The organism is Acaryochloris sp. 'Moss Beach' (assembly GCF_021497025.1).
Lineage (GTDB): Bacteria > Cyanobacteriota > Cyanobacteriia > Thermosynechococcales > Thermosynechococcaceae > Acaryochloris > Acaryochloris marina_A.
Genome location: NZ_CP071717.1, coordinates 822998 through 840768 on the forward strand (window position 1 = coordinate 822998; position 17771 = coordinate 840768).

General features: G+C 44.9%; 13 protein-coding genes and 1 pseudogene. 8 read left to right on the top strand and 6 right to left on the bottom strand.

The window, feature by feature from the left end:
* The first annotated feature begins 1 nt into the window (after position 1).
* From pgsA to fmt, 5 genes and pseudogenes are all read left to right on the top strand, one after another.
* On the top strand, positions 2-529 hold the full coding sequence (pgsA, locus tag HRE53_RS03855) for a CDP-diacylglycerol--glycerol-3-phosphate 3-phosphatidyltransferase (RefSeq protein WP_235109139.1): 528 nt from the start codon (positions 2-4) through the stop codon (positions 527-529).
* A gap of 542 nt (positions 530-1071) precedes the next feature.
* Positions 1072-1554 (top strand): hypothetical protein, encoded by a 483-nt coding sequence (locus HRE53_RS03860; protein ID WP_212662297.1) that lies wholly within the window; start codon positions 1072-1074, stop codon positions 1552-1554.
* 683 nt (positions 1555-2237) lie between these two features.
* On the top strand, positions 2238-3041 hold the full coding sequence (locus HRE53_RS03865) for a photosystem II manganese-stabilizing polypeptide (protein ID WP_235109140.1): 804 nt from the start codon (positions 2238-2240) through the stop codon (positions 3039-3041).
* A 430-nt stretch (positions 3042-3471) separates the two neighbouring features.
* The gene (locus HRE53_RS03870; protein ID WP_212662299.1) at positions 3472-4266 is read left to right on the top strand and encodes an RNA polymerase sigma factor SigF; all 795 of its coding nucleotides are present in this window, start codon (positions 3472-3474) and stop codon (positions 4264-4266) included.
* Between the two features lie 95 nt (positions 4267-4361).
* Positions 4362-5361, top strand: a pseudogene (fmt, locus tag HRE53_RS03875) (methionyl-tRNA formyltransferase).
* On the opposite strand, the gene HRE53_RS03880 reads toward fmt, so the two are convergent.
* Together HRE53_RS03880 and HRE53_RS03885 are read right to left on the bottom strand one after the other, a co-directional pair.
* Positions 5289-6305, bottom strand: coding sequence for an alpha/beta hydrolase (locus tag HRE53_RS03880; protein WP_235109141.1), 1017 nt, complete (start codon positions 6303-6305; stop codon positions 5289-5291). The pseudogene fmt and the gene HRE53_RS03880 overlap by 73 nt on opposite strands.
* Positions 6306-6309: 4 nt before the next feature.
* Positions 6310-7416 carry an amidinotransferase gene (locus HRE53_RS03885; RefSeq protein ID WP_235109142.1) on the bottom strand — a complete coding sequence of 369 codons (1107 nt, stop codon included), beginning with the start codon at positions 7414-7416 and terminating at the stop codon, positions 6310-6312.
* Between the two features lie 884 nt (positions 7417-8300).
* On the opposite strand from HRE53_RS03885, the gene HRE53_RS03890 reads away from it, so the two are divergent.
* A complete protein-coding gene (locus HRE53_RS03890) occupies positions 8301-10961 on the top strand; it encodes an EAL domain-containing protein (RefSeq protein WP_235109143.1) in 2661 nt (886 codons plus the stop codon).
* Positions 10962-11124: 163 nt separating this feature from the next.
* On the opposite strand, the gene HRE53_RS03895 is transcribed toward HRE53_RS03890, so the two are convergent.
* The 4 genes from HRE53_RS03895 to HRE53_RS03910 are packed head-to-tail and all read right to left on the bottom strand — an operon-like array spanning position 11125 to position 14900.
* Positions 11125-12201, bottom strand: a complete 1077-nt coding sequence (locus HRE53_RS03895; protein ID WP_235109144.1) for a GNAT family N-acetyltransferase — start codon at positions 12199-12201, stop codon at positions 11125-11127.
* A gap of 60 nt (positions 12202-12261) precedes the next feature.
* Complete coding sequence (locus HRE53_RS03900; RefSeq protein ID WP_235109145.1) at positions 12262-13341, bottom strand: GNAT family N-acetyltransferase; 1080 nt, start codon at positions 13339-13341, stop codon at positions 12262-12264.
* A 6-nt stretch (positions 13342-13347) separates the two neighbouring features.
* Positions 13348-14268, bottom strand: coding sequence for a phytanoyl-CoA dioxygenase family protein (locus HRE53_RS03905; RefSeq protein ID WP_396133413.1), 921 nt, complete (start codon positions 14266-14268; stop codon positions 13348-13350).
* Positions 14265-14900 carry a sugar transferase gene (locus tag HRE53_RS03910; RefSeq protein WP_212662307.1) on the bottom strand — a complete coding sequence of 212 codons (636 nt, stop codon included), beginning with the start codon at positions 14898-14900 and terminating at the stop codon, positions 14265-14267. Before HRE53_RS03910 ends, HRE53_RS03905 begins: the two co-directional genes overlap by 4 nt.
* Positions 14901-16176: 1276 nt before the next feature.
* Here HRE53_RS03910 and HRE53_RS03915 point away from each other — a divergent pair.
* Entirely contained in the window at positions 16177-17127 is a 951-nt protein-coding gene (locus HRE53_RS03915; protein WP_235109147.1) for a sensor histidine kinase, read from the top strand.
* The gene (locus HRE53_RS03920; protein WP_212662309.1) at positions 17127-17756 is read left to right on the top strand and encodes a response regulator transcription factor; all 630 of its coding nucleotides are present in this window, start codon (positions 17127-17129) and stop codon (positions 17754-17756) included. Before HRE53_RS03915 ends, HRE53_RS03920 begins: the two co-directional genes overlap by 1 nt.
* The last annotated feature ends 15 nt before the right edge of the window (positions 17757-17771 follow it).

Sequence of the window (17771 nt, forward strand, 5' to 3'; positions counted from 1 at the left end):
TATGACGCTAGCCACTTGGATCACGATTTCCCGCTTATTTGCCCTACCTTTTCTGCTTTATGGCTTACAGGGCGATATTGTGGCTTCTTCCCCTACCGCTCGCTGGATTTGTTTAGCCATATTCATTGTGGCTGCTGGCACTGATTGGCTAGATGGTTATCTAGCTCGTAAATTAGATCAAGTGACAGATCTTGGGAAATTCCTAGATCCCCTCGTAGATAAATTACTGATTTTGGGTCCCCTGATTGCACTAGTCGAACTAGGCCAGATCCCCGCCTGGAGTGTGGTGATTATTCTGACTCGGGAGTTAACCATTGCTGGGTGGCGTGTTCAGCAAATCCAAATTTCAGGAGCTAATGGGTGGGGCAAAGCTAAAACCGTTCTGCAGATTGTTGCTGTTTCCTTATTAATTGCACCCTTGTCAGGGGTGTGGATGCCCATTTCTTTAGGCGTTTATGCTGCTTCGGTTTGCCTGACCGTCGTTTCTGGCATTGTATATGTGCTGCCTCAATCACCTCTTATTCCATAACGCTAGAGAATTCCAGCAAAGAGTTTAGATTGAGCGTTAAGAATATTTTAATTTTTTTTGTAATTTCAGTATTTCCCGTAGCACCTTCTTTTTTGAAACCTAAATAGTCAAAGGTATATTAACGGATTGGAGTTGTATATTTACCTTTTGCCTATGTATAAGAAGTTATCTGAGATATGAAAAGTGTTCGTTTTTTTCTCCGCAAGATTACGGAGTAAGAGAACTAGTAGGTTTCTGTAAAGCCTATTATGAAAGGCTTATGTGAATTCACGGAAGTATTTTTCCAGTGATCTTACGGAAGATATTTTTGTTGGATTAGAGCAAGATACTAATAGTAGATTCGTATTTCTTAGACAAACTGTATACCTCACTGCATTTAGAGAAAGAGCCGATCTTGTTCATTTGTTCTGCAGCATTCAGGTTTTCAGAAATAGTCAAGTCCCATCGTCTCACTCATATCGTCACTTCACCTTATTAATCATATGAAAGTTATCCATTCACATGATAATTCCGGCAATTCCGAGAACAAGCAGCCTATTGAGATGCTGAAAGACGGACAACTATTATCTTTATCCCAAAGCTACCCAGCAGGATTAATTCTGCAAAAACCTTATTATGCCGAGTATATTGGTCCAGGTTCGGCTGTAGGAGGGATGTTTGATCTACAGTGCGTCACTATTCACCCCTTGGGCAAAGTTGAACTCAGTGCTCCTGAAACGTTGGATGAGCGCCAAAATGCGTTTCAAAAGAGAATGGAAGATATTGAGCACATGCAGCTGATTTGTGAAAAAGATTTACCGATAGAACGGGCTGTTGCCGTTCTTGAAATGCTATCTCAGCATTTTTATCAAGATGAAATCCAAATGATTCCCAATGAAATTTTGGCTAAGCTCGTGGGGGTTTTACCTTCAACGATGGCGGCAGCTTGGCAACAATTATCTACAAGTGGCCACAAGCGGAATACCACTCCACAGTCCTCTACCCCTGAGCCAAATTTTGCTTCCCATGAGGTGGCGTTTGCCTAGGTTAGGGTCGCTTCTCTTTCCCATACGCTTGAGGATGTATCAAACCTAAATCTATTGAAGTCAGTTGCTTCACTAACTGGGCTTTGATACATCAGAACCACCATCAGCCCCACTATTTGGAGTGTTAGCTCTAAATAGTGGGGCTGATGGTGGTTTTTGTAAGGACTAGGCCTAGAATTGTGGGCTGAAGCGGTTGGGGGGATCAAATATCACAGATATCTAATTAGGGACTGCCGTCAGTAAATAGATATCATTCATTAATGTATATGTCAGTAGGATAGCGAATTCCCATCTTATCCTGGCAATCTCTGTCGCAGATTAAACACCTGATTTCTAAAACCAAGCATAGTAAAAGCGTCAACGCCGTGTACAATGCTCTATGAGAGAGGGAATCCTTCCTGCGATCGCAGAAGACCACCCATCAATTGTATAGGTGGTTTTTTTCAAGTGGAATCTATAAAGGTTCTACCCTTCTCCTAGACGATTTCTTCGGTGCACTTGCACCCAGAGCATAGCACTTACTTCCCTAAAGTGCAGACTCTGTGAAAGGTCATCGTTTTATGACATTACCGATAGAAATTATTGTTGGCTCTAAAGCTAAAAGTCTTACCAAACATGGTCATCAGTGCCTTGATGGCAATCTGGCAAGAATAAACATAACTTTTGATACTAGAGGGTGATCAATGAGATTTCGCACTTTAATCGTTACTTTTTTAGCGGTCTGTCTGGGGGTTTTCTCAGTCAACGCCAAGGCTTTGGCAGTTGTACCCAGCTCTATGACCTATGACCAGGTAAAAGGCACTGGTCTGGCTGATAGCTGCCCAACCCTTCCTACAGGCACCGGTGACACCATATCAGTCGGAGGCTCTGCCTACATTACAGATTTGTGTTTCCAACCAACTTCTTTCTTTGTGAAGGAAGAGCCTAAGAACCCTCGCCAAGAGGCCGAATTCGTGCCTGCGAGCGTTATGACTCGGAAAACAACCACCCTTGAGCAGATTGAAGGACCTTTGTCTGCTGATGGCGGCGGTCTAACTTTCAAAGAGACCGATGGCATGGACTTCCAAGCCATTACTGTACAAATTTCTGGCCGTGAGCGCGTACCCATGCTGTTCACCGTCAAGGAACTTCTGGCTTCTGCCTCCGGCAGCTCCATCGCCGATGGAACGAGCTTCTCCGGAGAGTATGCAGTACCTTCCTACCGGACTTCAGGTTTCTTAGATCCTAAAGGCCGGGGTGTTGCCACTGGTTACGACAATGCTGTTGCACTTCCTGCTTCCGCAGATGCTGATAAACTGAACCGAGCCAATGCCAAGCGCTTTGACCTCACCAAAGGTAGTATCTCCATGGATGTTGCTTCTGTTGATAACGAAACTGGAGAATTTGGTGGCACCTTTGAAAGCGAGCAGTTTTCGGATAGTGACTTAGGTGCTATTGACCCCTTAGAAGTGAAAGTTCAAGGAATCTTCTATGGTCGCGTTAACTAAGAAAATCTCTTAGATATAACGTTTAGGGTTATTCTGTAACCTAAAATATACATTCAAAAAAACAGGTGTGTTTAGCTAAAACACACCTGTTTTTTTATGTCTCAATTAAGCGAATGGGGAGACTGCGTATTCTTACTGACCCCATCTATACTAGAGAGATTTTAGTTGAGTTTAAGAGTTGTCAGGCTTTGATTCTACACTCTTCAAATCACTCTCTGTCACTGGCTTGTCGAGATCTCCATACGCCCAAAAGCACAGAGAGATGATAGATAAATAAGGAATGTTAAGGAGTGTTCAGTAAAGTTCCGTGGATTTGCTGATGTCCGTTTATCCTTTGACTTCTTAAGTTAATGGAAGGTTCAAATTAGTTTTCTTCTCCTCAGAATCCTTAATTAGAACGGACTAAAAGACAAATTCATATTTTTTTGACATGACCGCAACTCTTACTAATAATCTTAAAAGTGAAAGCTTGGAGTTATTGCAGCAGTATCAACAGTCTTCATGCACTGAGTTGCGAAATCGCCTCGTACAGATGAATTTGGGTTTAGTCAGGAGAGAGGCCCATCGATGGGTTGGTCATTCCACTGAAAGTTTTGATGATTTAATGCAGGTGGGTTCCCTCGGCTTAATTCGAGCCATCGAACGATTTGATCCGTTTAAGGGACATGCCTTTAGCTCCTTTGCCGTTCCCTACATCCGAGGAGAAATTCAACATTATCTGCGGGATAAAAGCCCTCAGGTTCGGATCCCTCGAAAATGGCATGAGCTACAGCGGCAAGCCATTAATGTGACCCGAGAAATGAGAGATGAATTACAACGACAACCTACGGATGTTGAGGTTGCTGCAGCCTTAGATATCTGTCAAAAGGAATGGCAAGAAGTAAAGCTGGCATCCTGCAATCGCTCTGTTTTGAGCCTTGATGCTCCAGTGCATAATTCTGAGCAAGAATCCATGTCTTTGGGGGAACTGTTGCCCGATCGCCACTATCACAGTTTTCAGTTAGCTCAAGAAGATCAAATTCGGTTGCGTCAGGCCTTATCTAAGTTAGAAAAGCGGACCTCGGATGTATTAGAGTTTGTCTTTTTCCATGACTTAACTCAAAAGGAAACGGCTGAGGTCCTGGGTATCAGTGCTGTGACGGTCTCCCGTCAAGTCAAAAAAGGGTTAGTTTCTCTCCGCCAAATGTTGAAAGGCTCAGAAGAAGCAACAGAGAAAACCGTTTAGATTCCTTCGCTGTTTATCCATCGAATGGGGCTTGAACTTTGCTGAGCTGGGGTATGATGCCAAAGTTGTAAGCAAGAGCCAAGATTGGCAGTGTGATTAAGCTTATTTATTGGGGAACCCCACAGTTTGCGGTTCCCAGTTTAGAACGTCTGCTCCAAGCACCTGATATAGAGGTGGTAGGGGTGGTCACTCAGCCGGATAAACGGCGCGGCCGAGGCAGCAAAGTGTCTCCATCCCCTGTGAAAGGGGTGGCGATGGAAGCAGGATTGCCGATTTGGCAATCTCACAATATAAAAAAAAGATCAAGGGATTTTGGCAGAGTTGCGATCGCAAGGGGCGGACGCCTTTGTTGTAGTCGCCTATGGCCAACTTCTCTCCCCTGAAATCTTGGCTATGCCCCGCTTAGGCTGTATTAATAGCCATGGCTCCTTGCTTCCCAAATATCGAGGGGCTGCCCCCATTCAGTGGGGGCTATATCATGGTGAACCCCTAGCGGGTATCACAACTATGCTGATGGATGAAGGCATGGATACCGGCGATATGCTGTTGAACAAAAGTATTGAGATTGGCCTGCTGGAAAATACCCTGGATGTGGCGATTCGTTTGGCTGATTTGTCGGGTGACTTGTTGATAGATACCTTGAACCAGCTAGACCAACACACCATTACGCCTACGCCTCAAGATCCTGAACAGGCAAACTATGCTCCCTTGATTCAGAAATCTGATTTCTCATTAGATTGGTCTCGATCTGCGATCGCACTTCACAATCAAGTGCGAGGATTTTCACCCAGCTGTGTGACTCAATTTCGAGAATCTGGCCTTAAAATCATGGCAACAGCTCCCCTAGGGGAAGCCTATGCAGCTGTTCTACCAAAAGAGTTAGCAGCTCTCACTCAGGTCATGCCAACTTCAGACGCTGACCCCGGTAGCATCGTTTATATTGCGCCCCAGCAAGGTCCAGTTGTGCAAACGGGTGATGGATTATTGTTATTGCGCTCCCTGCAGATGGCAGGTAAACGTCGTCAGTCGGGGGGGGACTTTGCCAATGGATTAAGGCTCTCTGTGGGGGAGCAGTTGGGAGAAACGGCAGCCTGAAGATATTGGGTAATTTCAGCCCAGGCTAGTTTTGCACCGCTACAAAATCGGGGAAAACTGAGAAAGCCATGGACCATTCCTGGATAGTCCGTTATTTGAGTGGGAACACTGGCCTGTTGTAAGCGCTGACCATAGGCTTGTCCTTCATCCCGTAAGGGATCATAGGCTACCGTGATCATCAGGGCAGGTGGTAATTGGCTCAAGTCCTCAGCTAAGAGTGGCGAAAAATAGGGGGACTGAATATCTGCAGGCAACTTGGCATACTGATTAACGAAGTGTTCCATGGCAGGTTTTGTTAATACCGGTGCATCCGCATACTGATCCATAGAGGGATGGTTAAGGGTGCCATCCAAGGCAGGATAAAGAAGAATCTGTCTCTGTAAAGTTGGACCATTCAGATCGCGGGCCATCAGACAGACAGCAGCAGCCAGGTTTCCCCCAGCACTATCTCCCATCACCATCAGTTGTTGAGGAGCAGCCCCTAAAGCCTCAGCGTTTTGGGCTGCCCATTGGGTCACGTCATAGCAATCTTCTAAGGGAGTGGGATAGGGGAATTTAGGTGCTAATCGATAGGCTACAGAGAGGATTAAAGCCCCACTTTGATAGGCAATTTGGCGACAGAAGGCATCATGGGTATCCAGATTACCCGTTACCCAGCCACCGCCATGGAAGAAAACAATGCAGGGGAGGTGGGGATTCAAGCTAGGGGAATAGAGCCTAATGGGAATCTTGCCATGGCGACCCACCACCCATTGATTGCTAATTTTGGGCAGTTTGCGTTTGCGCCCATGCTTTAGCCAATTGATAACAGCCGGGCGCGTTGTTTCATTCCTTTGACGCAGTGCTTCAGGGCTTAACAGCTCAATCGACTGGGAGCGGTTTAATAACCTATCTAGAATCTGAATTTTCCAGTCCAATTGATACTTCTTTGCTAATGACTGCATTGGCCTAACAATAGGACTGCAAGGTGCCGCGTCTGCGAATATCAAGGGTGGCACAGTGGAAGGAACCCCCAAAGGGAGCAAAGTTGATAAAGGGACATTTAATCGGTTCAAATCCCCAATCTTTGAAGGCTGCGATCAGTGAAGTTTGATCTTCCTCTACGATCACCCGCTTCTCATCCAGCATCAAGACGTTTAGGCTAATCCACTTGCTGCACATGGAGGGGACGCCCGTGATCGGATCTGGCTCGGGGGGAACCAGCATATCCCAGGATTTAAGGGCTTTAGGAAGCTTATCTACATCGATATATTCAGGGTTAATCAAAGCCTTTCCTGGAGCCAATGGAATAAAGGTAGAGTCGATATGCATGGGGGTGGGGCAAGAGCTATCAATCTCGTGAATTTGATAGCGATCGCCTAAGTGGCGTCTGAGCCAAGTAATCCCGGCTTGGTTGGTGACATTGCTTTGGGTCACAAATAAATCGCGACCACAGCGGACAAAATCGGCAGCATCAAAGACCGGTTCAAACTCATTAATCACATACCGAATGGGTTCTCCCTTGGCGGGGGGCTTAAAGGAATAATCGAACAGATCGTCCGTTAGCTCTGGCTTTGGTGCAGAGGTCCAACGGGCTCCCTGGGCAAAATATTTCTTAAAGAGGGGACGATAGGCATGGGTTTCAAAATAGCGGCACCGCCATGCCATAGGGGTTTCAATAATTTCGTCTCCCAGCACCATAAATCCATCGCGAGGACAGGCAGTACAAAATCCCTTAGAAGACCAATCTAATGCCTTATAGCGCTTGGTTCCTTTAATGACTTCAGGGCGTCGAACGACCACCCCTTCAGATTCTAGGATGTGAATAAATTCATCTAATTCCCGCTGGGCTTTTTTGAGCAAGAAGCCTGGATATTTCTGTCCCGCGAAAATCCGGTATAACCGGGCGGTACTGGGAGGAATATTGTAGGTAACGGTCACGTGATAAGGCGGAATGATCGCCCCTTCTAGGTGACCCACAATCACTTCTTCTAATGGATCCCATTCATTATAGGAATTGACTGGACAGGGGGTTGCAATCGTCGTATCCATAGAGTCTGTCATCAATTCCGTCATTATCCTTCCTCACCTATTTCGAATGGCCACCGGTTGATGCCGAAAGTTTCTTCAGAACTGTATGAGATCTTGCTCAGAAAATCAATCTTGCTCAGTAGCCGTGTCTTTGTCTGTAACGATTTGCACCATCTTTACTGGCCTATAGACTCCTAAAGCTAAAGTTTGGCTCCTGTTCGAGTCAATAATCTAGGAATTTATTGTGCATCCTTTCGCGCTAAAGAGTAGTTAGGGGTCTGGCGTAAGTCGTCCATCTTCTGACATGCCCACCCTTCTCGTAAAATGGCTGCACACTTCTCTGCTAAAGGTTTTTGGTGAAAGTGGTGAGGGAATTCTTGCTGCGATCACATCAGATAACCTGGATGTTCTAGTTCGATCACCTTTCCTTGACCGATTTTTAGGTCGAGAATGAGTTCTGAAGGTTGATTGCAAGGGCCAGCAACCTTGGCACCATTCAGCACTTGGCCATATTGGGCCGTTTCAGTATTTGAGTGACCCGCTGTACGACCTAGAAATGCTCTCGTCTTAGTTAGTCAAAATTCTGGTTGATATGAATGAAGAAATACCAGCATAAATATCGTTTTTTTAAGATTAACGATTGATTTGTTTCATTAAGTGATTGCCTGAGTGTTTTATCAGTTGATGATTTAATCACTAATGTGAAATTCTGGGTGCTTTTATAGGGATGATACTTCCAGCTTGGACAGTATTATGAGGTCAATATAACCTCCTGCTCTATTCGCCTCTGTCGATTAAAGTTTAATGAATGAATTGGATTGATTTTTGCCTTCTCTGACTAATGAATAATTATTGGTGGTATAACGATAAAATCGCTGCATTAGTAATTTTATTGCAGAAAAATGCAGTAAAAGTTTCGCATTGATGACATGGAACAGCTAAAACGTTGGAAAAAGATTGGTTCTCCAGTCCATCAAGAGTTGCCGCTGCGTTTTATTCTGATTGTTCTATTTGTTCTGCAATTATTGGTTTCTGTTGGCCTCGTAGGCTACTTATCTTTGCGTAATGGTGAAGAGGCGATAGAGGACTTAGCCAATCAGTTGATGTCAGAGGCAGGAGATCGGATTTCAGAACGACTCAATATTTATCTGTTGACTCCTCATCAAGTCAATCAACTGAATGCAAATGCCCTCGATATGGGGCAACTCCAGCTCAATGATCTCCAGAGTATGGAACGCCATTTCTGGCGTCAGAGCCAAGTGTTTAAGTTGATTAGCTATATTCAATTTGGCAATTCGCAAGGGGAGTTTGTAGGCTTAGCGGTCAATGATGATGGTACGCTCACCTACCAAGTGACTGAAAAGACGGGAGCACTGCAAACCTATAGTATTGATACCAAGGGCGATCGCAAACAGTATCTTGAAACATCCCCTAATTTTGATGCTCGTCAGCGTCCCTGGTACATTGTGCCTCAACAGGTTGATAAATCTGCCTGGACAGAAATCTATCCCTGGGTAAGTCCGCCCACCTTAGCCATCACGTTAGGTCAGCCCTATTATGATACTCAGGGAAAATTCCAGGGCATTTTAGCGACGGATCTATCCCTGGCCCAAATTAGTGATTTCCTGAAAGAATTGAGTTTGTGTGACTCTGGCCGGACGTTTATTCTGGAACGCTCTGGCGACATTGTTGCAACTTCATCCAATGAGCTGCCGTTTGTCTGGCGGAATCATCGGCCCGGAAGATTGATGGCTAACCATAGTGAAGATGGTATTGTCCAGGCTACTGCTACTTATTTAGCAAAGCAAACGGGAGGGCTTCAGCAGATCAATGCTCGACGCCAAACCCAATTCTCTATTGAGGGGCAGCGATATTTTCTACAAGTGACGCCGCTGCAAGATCAGCATGGATTAGATTGGCTCAGCGTTTTGGTTATTCCTGAGTCTAGCTTTATGGCTCAGATCGATGCCAACACGCGAACAACACTGTTGCTCTGTTTTCTAGCGTTGGGGTGTGCGATCTATTTGGGCATTTGTACCGCCAGCTGGATCGCTAGACCCATTCTCCGTTTCAGCCAGGCTAGCCAAGCAATGTCCTCGGGGCAGTTTGATCAAACGGTTTCTGTTAAAGGATTTAAGGAAATTGGTGTTCTCCAGCGTTCCTTTAATCGCATGGCTGAAAAACTGCAGACCACTTTTTGTGATTTGGAAGCGGCCAATCTAGCCTTAAAGAAAGAAGTGGCAGAGCGACAACGGGCCGAAGAACAGTTTAAGCATCTGGCACTGCACGATCCTTTGACGGGGTTCCCCAACCGCGCTTTTTTTATGGAGCAATTGGAACGAGCGGTCAAGCAGGCGCAGCGTCATCCCCATTATTTATTTGCAGTCCTGTTTATTGATTTGGATCGGTTCAAGATCGTCAATGACAGTCTGGGCCATGAAGTCGGAGATCAGTTACTGGGTGCGATCGCACATCAGCTTCATTCCCTTGTGAGAGCTACAGATATCGTGGCTCGATTGGGGGGAGATGAGTTTGTCATTCTTTTAGAACCCATTGAGGAAGTCAACGATGCCGTGCGAGTGGCCGATCGGATTGTGCAAGAATTGAGCTCTCCTATTGATTTAGGGAATCGGCAGGTCTTTATTTCAGCCAGTGTGGGTATAGCCCTGAGTTCGCCAGATTACAGCCAGGCTACGGATATTCTCAGGGATGCAGATATCGCCATGTATCGGGCCAAAAATCGAGGCAAAGCTTGTTTTGAAATCTTTAATGAACAGATGTATATGCAAGCATTGGATCGGTTGCAAGTAGAAAATGACTTGCGGCAAGCCATTGACTACCAACAGCTCCGGGTGTTTTATCAGCCCATTGTCGATATCCAGACCGGTAAATTATCTGGGTTTGAAGCGTTAAGTCGCTGGCCTCATCCAACGCGAGGATTTATTACGCCAACTGAGTTTATCCCGATTGCCGAAGAGACGAGCTTGATTGTCCCTCTTGGGGAATGGATTCTGCAAACGGCTTGTCAGCAGATGGCAACTTGGCTGCAAACCTATCCTGCCGCAGTGCACTACTCCATCAGTGTAAACATGTCAATTAAGCAACTCAAAGATCCAAACCTGCTCACCAAGGTTGATAGAGCTTTAGAACAATCTGGATTAAACGGTCACCAATTGTCTTTAGAGCTGACTGAAAGCATTTTGATGGAGAATGTGATCGAATTAAAGGTAATTTTAAATCAATTGAAAGATAGAGGAATTCAACTCAGTATTGATGATTTTGGTACAGGGTATTCTAGCCTCAGCTATCTCCATCTTTTTCCCTTCAATACAATCAAGATTGATCAATCTTTTATTAATCGGATTGGTGAACAGGGCGAAAATCAAGAAATTATTGAAACGATCATTAGCTTGGCCAATCAGTTGAAAATGGATGCTGTTTCGGAGGGGGTTGAATCCAAACAGCAACTCAATTACTTGAAGAAGCTATCTTGTCAGAAAGCCCAAGGAAACTATTTTTCTCAACCTTTGTCGGGTGATGCCGCTGAAGTCTTTATTCTCAATAATCCTCAGCTAATTCAAGTTCATTAAGTAGCCAACTGATCGTATGGCCTAGGGATTCACGAGTATATTTAGTAATCATTGAGGTCAAAATAGAGGAGAAATTAACTCTCGCAATGTGTAAAAGTTGAGAAGTTGGATCAGGGCAACATTGTAAGCCTTAACTTTACGTATTGAGGGGTGATTCTCACGATTAGGAGGCTATTCGATAAGCCGGGAAAAACGTGGATTGTTGAAGTTTCTCAACCGGTACATCAATAGATTGAGCTCGATGTTGGAGTAATTCAGAATAGGCTTCGGGATTGATAATCAGTCTGAGGGTATAAAAATCATGCTGCTGCCTAGAAAAGCCAGACTTAAATTTAAATAACCGATCTTCCTGAGATCCTCCTACTCCCCCGCCCAGGTGTAGAAATTCATTGCCCCGCTCCTTTGCCCAGAGGCGCATATGATGAAGCAGTAAGCTAAAGGGAGACTGGGACATAAATGCCGTACGAGTCCCACCTAAGTGGGCTTGAACAATGCCACAACATTCAAAAAATAAGCTGGCAGCAACAATTTGGTCGGTATTTTCTACGATGCAGCAGTGCAGCTTGTCACCTAAATTGAGTAAGTCTTCAAAATAGTCTTTGTTGAAGTAATAGGATTGAGTGGCCGAAACCCGATTCATTGTCTCGGTATAAATGGACGTAAAGACTTCCATGCTCTCAGAATAAGGAACGATTCTGGCTTGCAGTCCTAACCGCTTGCACTTATTAATGGTGCTTTGGTGCCCTTTCCTTGTATGGGCCCAAATCTTGGACTCCGATTGCAATAAATCAACTGAAACAGTTACACCATCTGGGGTGGCAATAGAGGAATCAAGGTGCTCAATATACTGAGCGCTCAAAATAGGATGAAGTCGAAAGAAAGCTGAACAAATATTTTTAGCTTTAAAAGCTTTAATGACCTCTTTGAGTGCTGACTGAATAAATGCTGGGTCTTTTATTGCTTCTTGACTCAAGACTATTCCCGAGTATCCATAGGGAGAGATAATATCGAATATTTCTCCACCTTTTAGATGCTCAGGGTAAAAGTCTTTGCAGGAACGAAGCAAGTAAGGTAAAAAAAGTATTTTGCTTTCTTCTTGAATAATAATCGCTTCAGCAGGAGATTCTAACCGTTTGGATTCAATAGAAACGTATGCAGGTAAGTGATAAATATCATGTCGAATACCATCCAGAACTTGGAGCCAGAGAGGATTATCTAATGCAAGTATCTGCACATCCATTTGCGATTTCACCTATGACTTATATTGCAGACTTGGTAAACAATGAGTGAAATCTAAACCTCACTGGGGATTAGATTTGTATCGGTAAGCTGGAAAAAACTGAACAGAGTTTAAATGGTCAAGACCAATATTATGGGATTTTGAATGGGATTCAAGGAGCTGTTTATATTGTATCGGTTTAATGATAATAGATGCTGTATAAAACCCATGCCTTTGTTTCGAGAAATTCGCTTTATATTGATAAAGACCATCTTCCGTACATCCTACTCCTCCGCCTAAATGGAGCATGGTGTTACCGCGCTGCTTTGCCCACAAACTAGTTTGGTAAAACTCCAAGCTAGTGGGAGAAAGTTTTAATCCTTCAGGGGTTGTGCCCCCTAATAATCCTTGGACAATTCCAGAACATTCAGAATAGAGTCCAGCAGAAATTATTTTATTTTGGTATTCAACAACACAGACAAATAGTTTATGGCCAAGATGCTTTTGTAATAGATAAAAGTAATCTCGATTGAATGAAAAAAAGCTGGTCTCAGCCTCGACCCTCTGCATCGTGGCTTCATAGATATTACAAAATTCAGTGATGTATTCAGAAAATGGCTTGACCTTAGCTATTAACCCCAGTCGTTTACCTTTGTTGATTTTATTCCTCTGACTTTTATGGGTATGACTCCAAAGGTCTGATTCTGAAAGCTCTAAATTAATGGATACCGTTTGACCCACTTTTTTGATGAGAATGTCCTTCATCCCTTGGGGATGAACTGTATTGAGACTAGGGTGAAGGCGAAGAAATGCTGAGCAAATCCCCTGTTCTTTAGCTAAGTGGAGAAATTGCTGCCAAGCATTAGGTCCAAATGCTGCATCTTCTAAGGCTGCTGGACTGAGTAAAAATCCAGAATAACCATTGGGGGAAGTGATGTCATAAACTTTAGCGGATGCTGCTGGAATGGAATGGCAAGCACGTCTTAAATAGGGAATAAGACAGACTTTTTGCCCCTCTGTAATTAGGATTGCTTCTGGAATACTTTGGGTTCTTAGGGCCTCACAATATAGATATTCAGGTAAGTGATAAATGTCGTGAGCAAGGTGAGTCAGGGTGCCTGACCATAAGGGATCGCGCCAATCCAATACTTTTATTTTCATTACTGATTAAGATTCTGACCATAGTTCTGGAAATACATTCGGGTCACTAAAGTCTGGATCGTCGTTGGGGAGGGTTCGACAAAGCTGTTCGTCAAACATATGAATGGCTTGACCTTTGTCATTCTTGTAAGGGCGATAGCGGTTGGAGGCATCTTGAAGATGCACTGCGATCGCAAGGCGGTTTCGTTGACTGTGATTCGGGTAGCTGCCATGGATGGTCCAACAGTTATGGAAGCTGACTTGGCCTTTACGTAGGGTGAGGGGAATTTCTTTGATTGAATGATTAATGCCAAGCTGCTGGAGCTGTGTCGATAGGGTGCTTAGGTCAGTCTGACTAAAGCCTCGCAGATGCTCTAAGCCTGACCATTTATGACTGCCATCGATCACCACTAATGGCCCCATGTCAACATCGCAGTCATGGAAAGGAATCCAAGCAGTTAGCAGCTGATCAGAGGTACAGGTGGCCCAGTAAGCCCGATCGGCATGCCAACCGACGCTAGTTTGGGCGGTGTGATCCTGAGGGGGCTTGTAAACCAGTTGATCATCCAGGAGGCGGATTTGTTGAGTGCCCGCTAATTTTGCTGCAATTGCCCCCACCATTGGCTGGAGTGCTAATTGCCTCAGGGCTTGACTTTGTAAAGACACAAATTCGTTATTGCGAATAGTGTCAAAGCCGTCACTGGGCTGCCAATTACTGTAGCCTTCGTTGACGGGAAGAACCGTATCACGCTCCCCCCGGTAGTAGCTTTCAGTGCCCGTGAGCGCTTGCTCAATAACGGTATCCGCAATGACGGGTTGAGAGATAAACCAGCCATGCTGACGATAGAAATCAACATCTTTGTCCGTGGGTAGCAGAGCCTGTTGCCGGGCACTTAAGGATTGATCCAGAGACTCCCATTGCATAGTAGATAGGGCTTGAGGGCTCATCGATCTAGGGTCCCCATAAACTCTTCTGAGGTCGCAAAGCCATCTTGATTAATGCCATCTCGCCGCAGCACTTTCCACACCGTCAGAGCTAGGATTTTGCAATCGAGCCACAGAGACCAGTGGTCAATGTACCAAACATCCATCTCAAATTTAGATTCCCAACTGATGGCGTTGCGGCCGTTAATTTGAGCTAGTCCCGTAATCCCTGGTAATACTTCATGACGACGATTTTGTTCTGGGGTATAACGGTCAAGATACTCGACAATTAAGGGGCGAGGACCTACAAGACTCATATGCCCTAGAAACACATTCCACAATTGAGGCAGCTCGTCCAAACTTGTCTTGCGGATAAATTGGCCAAAGGGCGTCAACCGCTGTTCATCAGGAAGAAGTTGGCCATTACTATCCCGCTGATTAGTCATGGTACGGAATTTATAGAAGGTAAAAATTTGGCCATTTTTACCAGGGCGAGGTTGGGTGAACCAGGAGGGCCAACCCATCTTGATGCAGATTGCGATCCCAATGATCCCTAAAATGGGTGTGAGCAGGATAAGGGCCAACAACGCAACTGTGCGATCAATAACCCACTTCGAAACAATCTGAATTTGGTGATGGACAGAGGAAGAAGCCATGATGATCAATCGTCAAAGTCGCTAAAAGATGAACGGATTGTCCTGGTAACTGATGTACCCCTCGTCTTGAGATTAGGAGTTAAACAATAAGATTCACTGATTCAACTGCTGTGGAAATGTCTTTTGATTAAACCTGAACAGATCTTTAGAAGAACTAATATTTTTTGTAGATCAAAAAAATATTAATTTATTTTTGGATTCAAGATGCTCATTAAGCTTTGCATCAGTATAGTCCTTTATGAAAAAAAATTGAACTAAATTGATACTGATGATAGTTAGCTTTTAGGAGTCGAAGAGAAAATCCTTTGTGCATATATCAATGGAGTCGGACATAATCGAAGCTAGTAAAGACCTGAATAACAACAGTGAAGTAGCTGTTGTTTGGCACTAACGTATGTGAAGCCATGGAGCGACTCTTATCATTCTCTATCGTTAGCATAGAAAGTTTTGAAGCTATATATCTCTATTCCCTGATAAAGATGGATGGGCTCAAGAGGACAATTGTCAGCCATCGAAAATGATTTTGTTCTCCAATCTCAAGTTAAGAGAGTCTGAGGTTGATTTCTATCGAGAAAGGAGAGGCAGTTTGACGGGGTGATGGCAGTTCAGAAGTGATCATTATCAATTGAATAGACAACTGCATGATTCCAAGTTTTTCTTATGCTTTAAAGTGTATAAGGGGCAAAGGTTAGCTACTTTTTATGCATTTTATAGATGTTTTGCATCCAACATCAAATTTTTTGTATGAAGCCAAGAACTGATCTTAATTGACCGTTAATGTCTCTCTGTTAATGAATATGGGACCCCCTTTCTCTGTTAACTTGTGTTCTGGGAGACGAATGATCCTGATTGAGCCCAAGAATTTCTGGGAGATAAACCAACCTAGAAACCGTCACCTATAGTGGGAGAACATCAGAGCCTTAGGAGCCTGGTAAATCCTTCTCTGGACTGGGGGCATCTATGTCTCGGCTATTAAAATCCAACCATCCTTTTCGTTTGCTTCTGTATTTGGAATGGATTTTGCTGGGGATTGCCCTATTAACCTTGTTTGTGCCTTTCCCCCGCCATCATTTTCTGTTGCCCCACGTCATTCCAGGGCGAGGGTTGAGATTTCCCTTAGGGATATTGCTGAGTATTCTGACTCTGGCTGGTTTAGGGCTCAAATTGCCTATCCATCAATCCCAAAAAGTGAAGGCCTTCTATACCTGTCTGGGGCTATGTCTATGTTGGGCAACGGTGTTTATGGGGGGGGCGGCTCCGAGACTACTTTATCCCGATGCTATTGATTGTGGTGATTCGGGCCTGCTTGTTGTTTCCTTGGAAGCAGCGATTGATGGTTGCATCCGTTGCCTATGGCTCTTTTCTGGCCCGCTTAATGATGGGACCCCAACGTTTTCGTCCACCGCGATTGGGTCCTCCCCCCCCTTGGCGGGGCAGGGGACTATCCCAAGAATTGGTGGCGAGTTTGCAGTTGCGGAGTGCCCTCTTATTTGGCTTGGTCTTGATCTTTGTATTGCTGATGGTGGGAGCGCTCTTAACGGAGCATCTCAGTCGAACAGAATTAGCATCTGCGAATCAGCGCCTGCGGAAATATGCCTTAATGATCGAAAATCAAGCTACCTTGCAGGAGCGGAACCGAATTGCTCGCGAAATGCATGATTCCGTTGGCCATTCCCTAACGGCTCAAAGTATTCAGCTCGAAAATGTAGAGGTATGGATGGCCACTGATAGGGCTAAAGCTTCTGATCACTTGACGAAAGCCCGATCCCTCGGGAAAGACGCACTCCAAAATGTCCGGCATACCGTTGCTACCCTTCGTAATAACCCGCTAAAAGGTCAATCCTTATCCCAAGCCCTCACCAAAATGACCCAGGAGTTTGAACGCACGACATCGATTCAGGTTCAATTCTCTACTCACCTAGAGACTCCGGTCCCTAGAGAAATGGCTGCAGCTCTCTATCGTTTGGTGCAAGAAGCCCTGACTAACGTTTCCAAGCACAGTGAAGCGACCCAGGTTACGATTAATTTGACTGAGCAGGAGATGGAGTTGTCTCTTAAGATTTCTGACAATGGCAAAGGATTTCTGCCGGGGAAAAATACGACGGGCTTTGGTCTTCAAGGGATGCAGGAACGTACAGTGGCCTTAGGCGGTCTATTCGAACTACACAGCCAACCTCAAACAGGCTGTCATATTCAGATCCAGATTCCTCGATTAGGAGAAGAGTGATGATTCGGGTGATGTTGGTAGATGATCAAGGGATTGTGCGTGAAGGGCTCTCCAGTCTGCTCAACACAAAACCCGATTTGGAAGTGGTGGGTGAAGCAGAGAATGGTCAAGTTGCCATTGAGAAAGCCCTAGAAATCCAGCCCGATATTATCCTGATGGATATGCGCATGCCGGTGATGGATGGGGTCGCTGCCACTCAAGCGATCCGACAGCAGGCCCCTCAAATTAATATTTTGGTCCTAACCACGTTTGATGATGAGGATTATGTTTCTCAAGCTATGCGGCTAGGGGCAAAGGGCTATTTGCTTAAGGATACGCCCTCTGATGAATTGGCAGAGGCAATTCGGGCCGTTCATAAAGGGTATACGCATTTCGGCCCTGGCTTGTTTGAAAAGATGATCACAGCAACGCCAACGGTTGCAGAACCGCCGGAATTGGCAGAACTGACGCCCCGAGAGACAGAAGTCCTGGCCTTAATAGCAGAGGGCCAGAGCAATCGGGAAATCGCTGAGGCCCTGTATATTTCTGAACGAACCGTCAAAAACCACGTTAATAGTATTTTGAAACGGTTAAATTTGCGAGATCGCACCCAAGCTGCCATCCTAGCCACCAACCTACAACAGCGTTAGCCGCGTAGGTTGGGG

Coding starts and splice junctions, on each gene's coding strand:
- HRE53_RS03915 (WP_235109147.1), top strand. CDS start 16,177: ATGCTATTGATTGTGGTGATTCGGGCCTGCTTGTTGTTTCCTTGGAAG.
- HRE53_RS03865 (WP_235109140.1), top strand. CDS start 2,238: ATGAGATTTCGCACTTTAATCGTTACTTTTTTAGCGGTCTGTCTGGGG.
- HRE53_RS03895 (WP_235109144.1), bottom strand. CDS start 12,201: ATGGATGTGCAGATACTTGCATTAGATAATCCTCTCTGGCTCCAAGTT.
- HRE53_RS03880 (WP_235109141.1), bottom strand. CDS start 6,305: ATGCAGTCATTAGCAAAGAAGTATCAATTGGACTGGAAAATTCAGATT.
- HRE53_RS03900 (WP_235109145.1), bottom strand. CDS start 13,341: ATGAAAATAAAAGTATTGGATTGGCGCGATCCCTTATGGTCAGGCACC.
- HRE53_RS03885 (WP_235109142.1), bottom strand. CDS start 7,416: ATGACGGAATTGATGACAGACTCTATGGATACGACGATTGCAACCCCC.
- HRE53_RS03860 (WP_212662297.1), top strand. CDS start 1,072: ATGCTGAAAGACGGACAACTATTATCTTTATCCCAAAGCTACCCAGCA.
- HRE53_RS03920 (WP_212662309.1), top strand. CDS start 17,127: ATGATTCGGGTGATGTTGGTAGATGATCAAGGGATTGTGCGTGAAGGG.
- pgsA (WP_235109139.1), top strand. CDS start 2: ATGACGCTAGCCACTTGGATCACGATTTCCCGCTTATTTGCCCTACCT.
- HRE53_RS03910 (WP_212662307.1), bottom strand. CDS start 14,900: ATGGCTTCTTCCTCTGTCCATCACCAAATTCAGATTGTTTCGAAGTGG.
- HRE53_RS03890 (WP_235109143.1), top strand. CDS start 8,301: ATGGAACAGCTAAAACGTTGGAAAAAGATTGGTTCTCCAGTCCATCAA.
- HRE53_RS03905 (WP_396133413.1), bottom strand. CDS start 14,268: ATGAGCCCTCAAGCCCTATCTACTATGCAATGGGAGTCTCTGGATCAA.
- HRE53_RS03870 (WP_212662299.1), top strand. CDS start 3,472: ATGACCGCAACTCTTACTAATAATCTTAAAAGTGAAAGCTTGGAGTTA.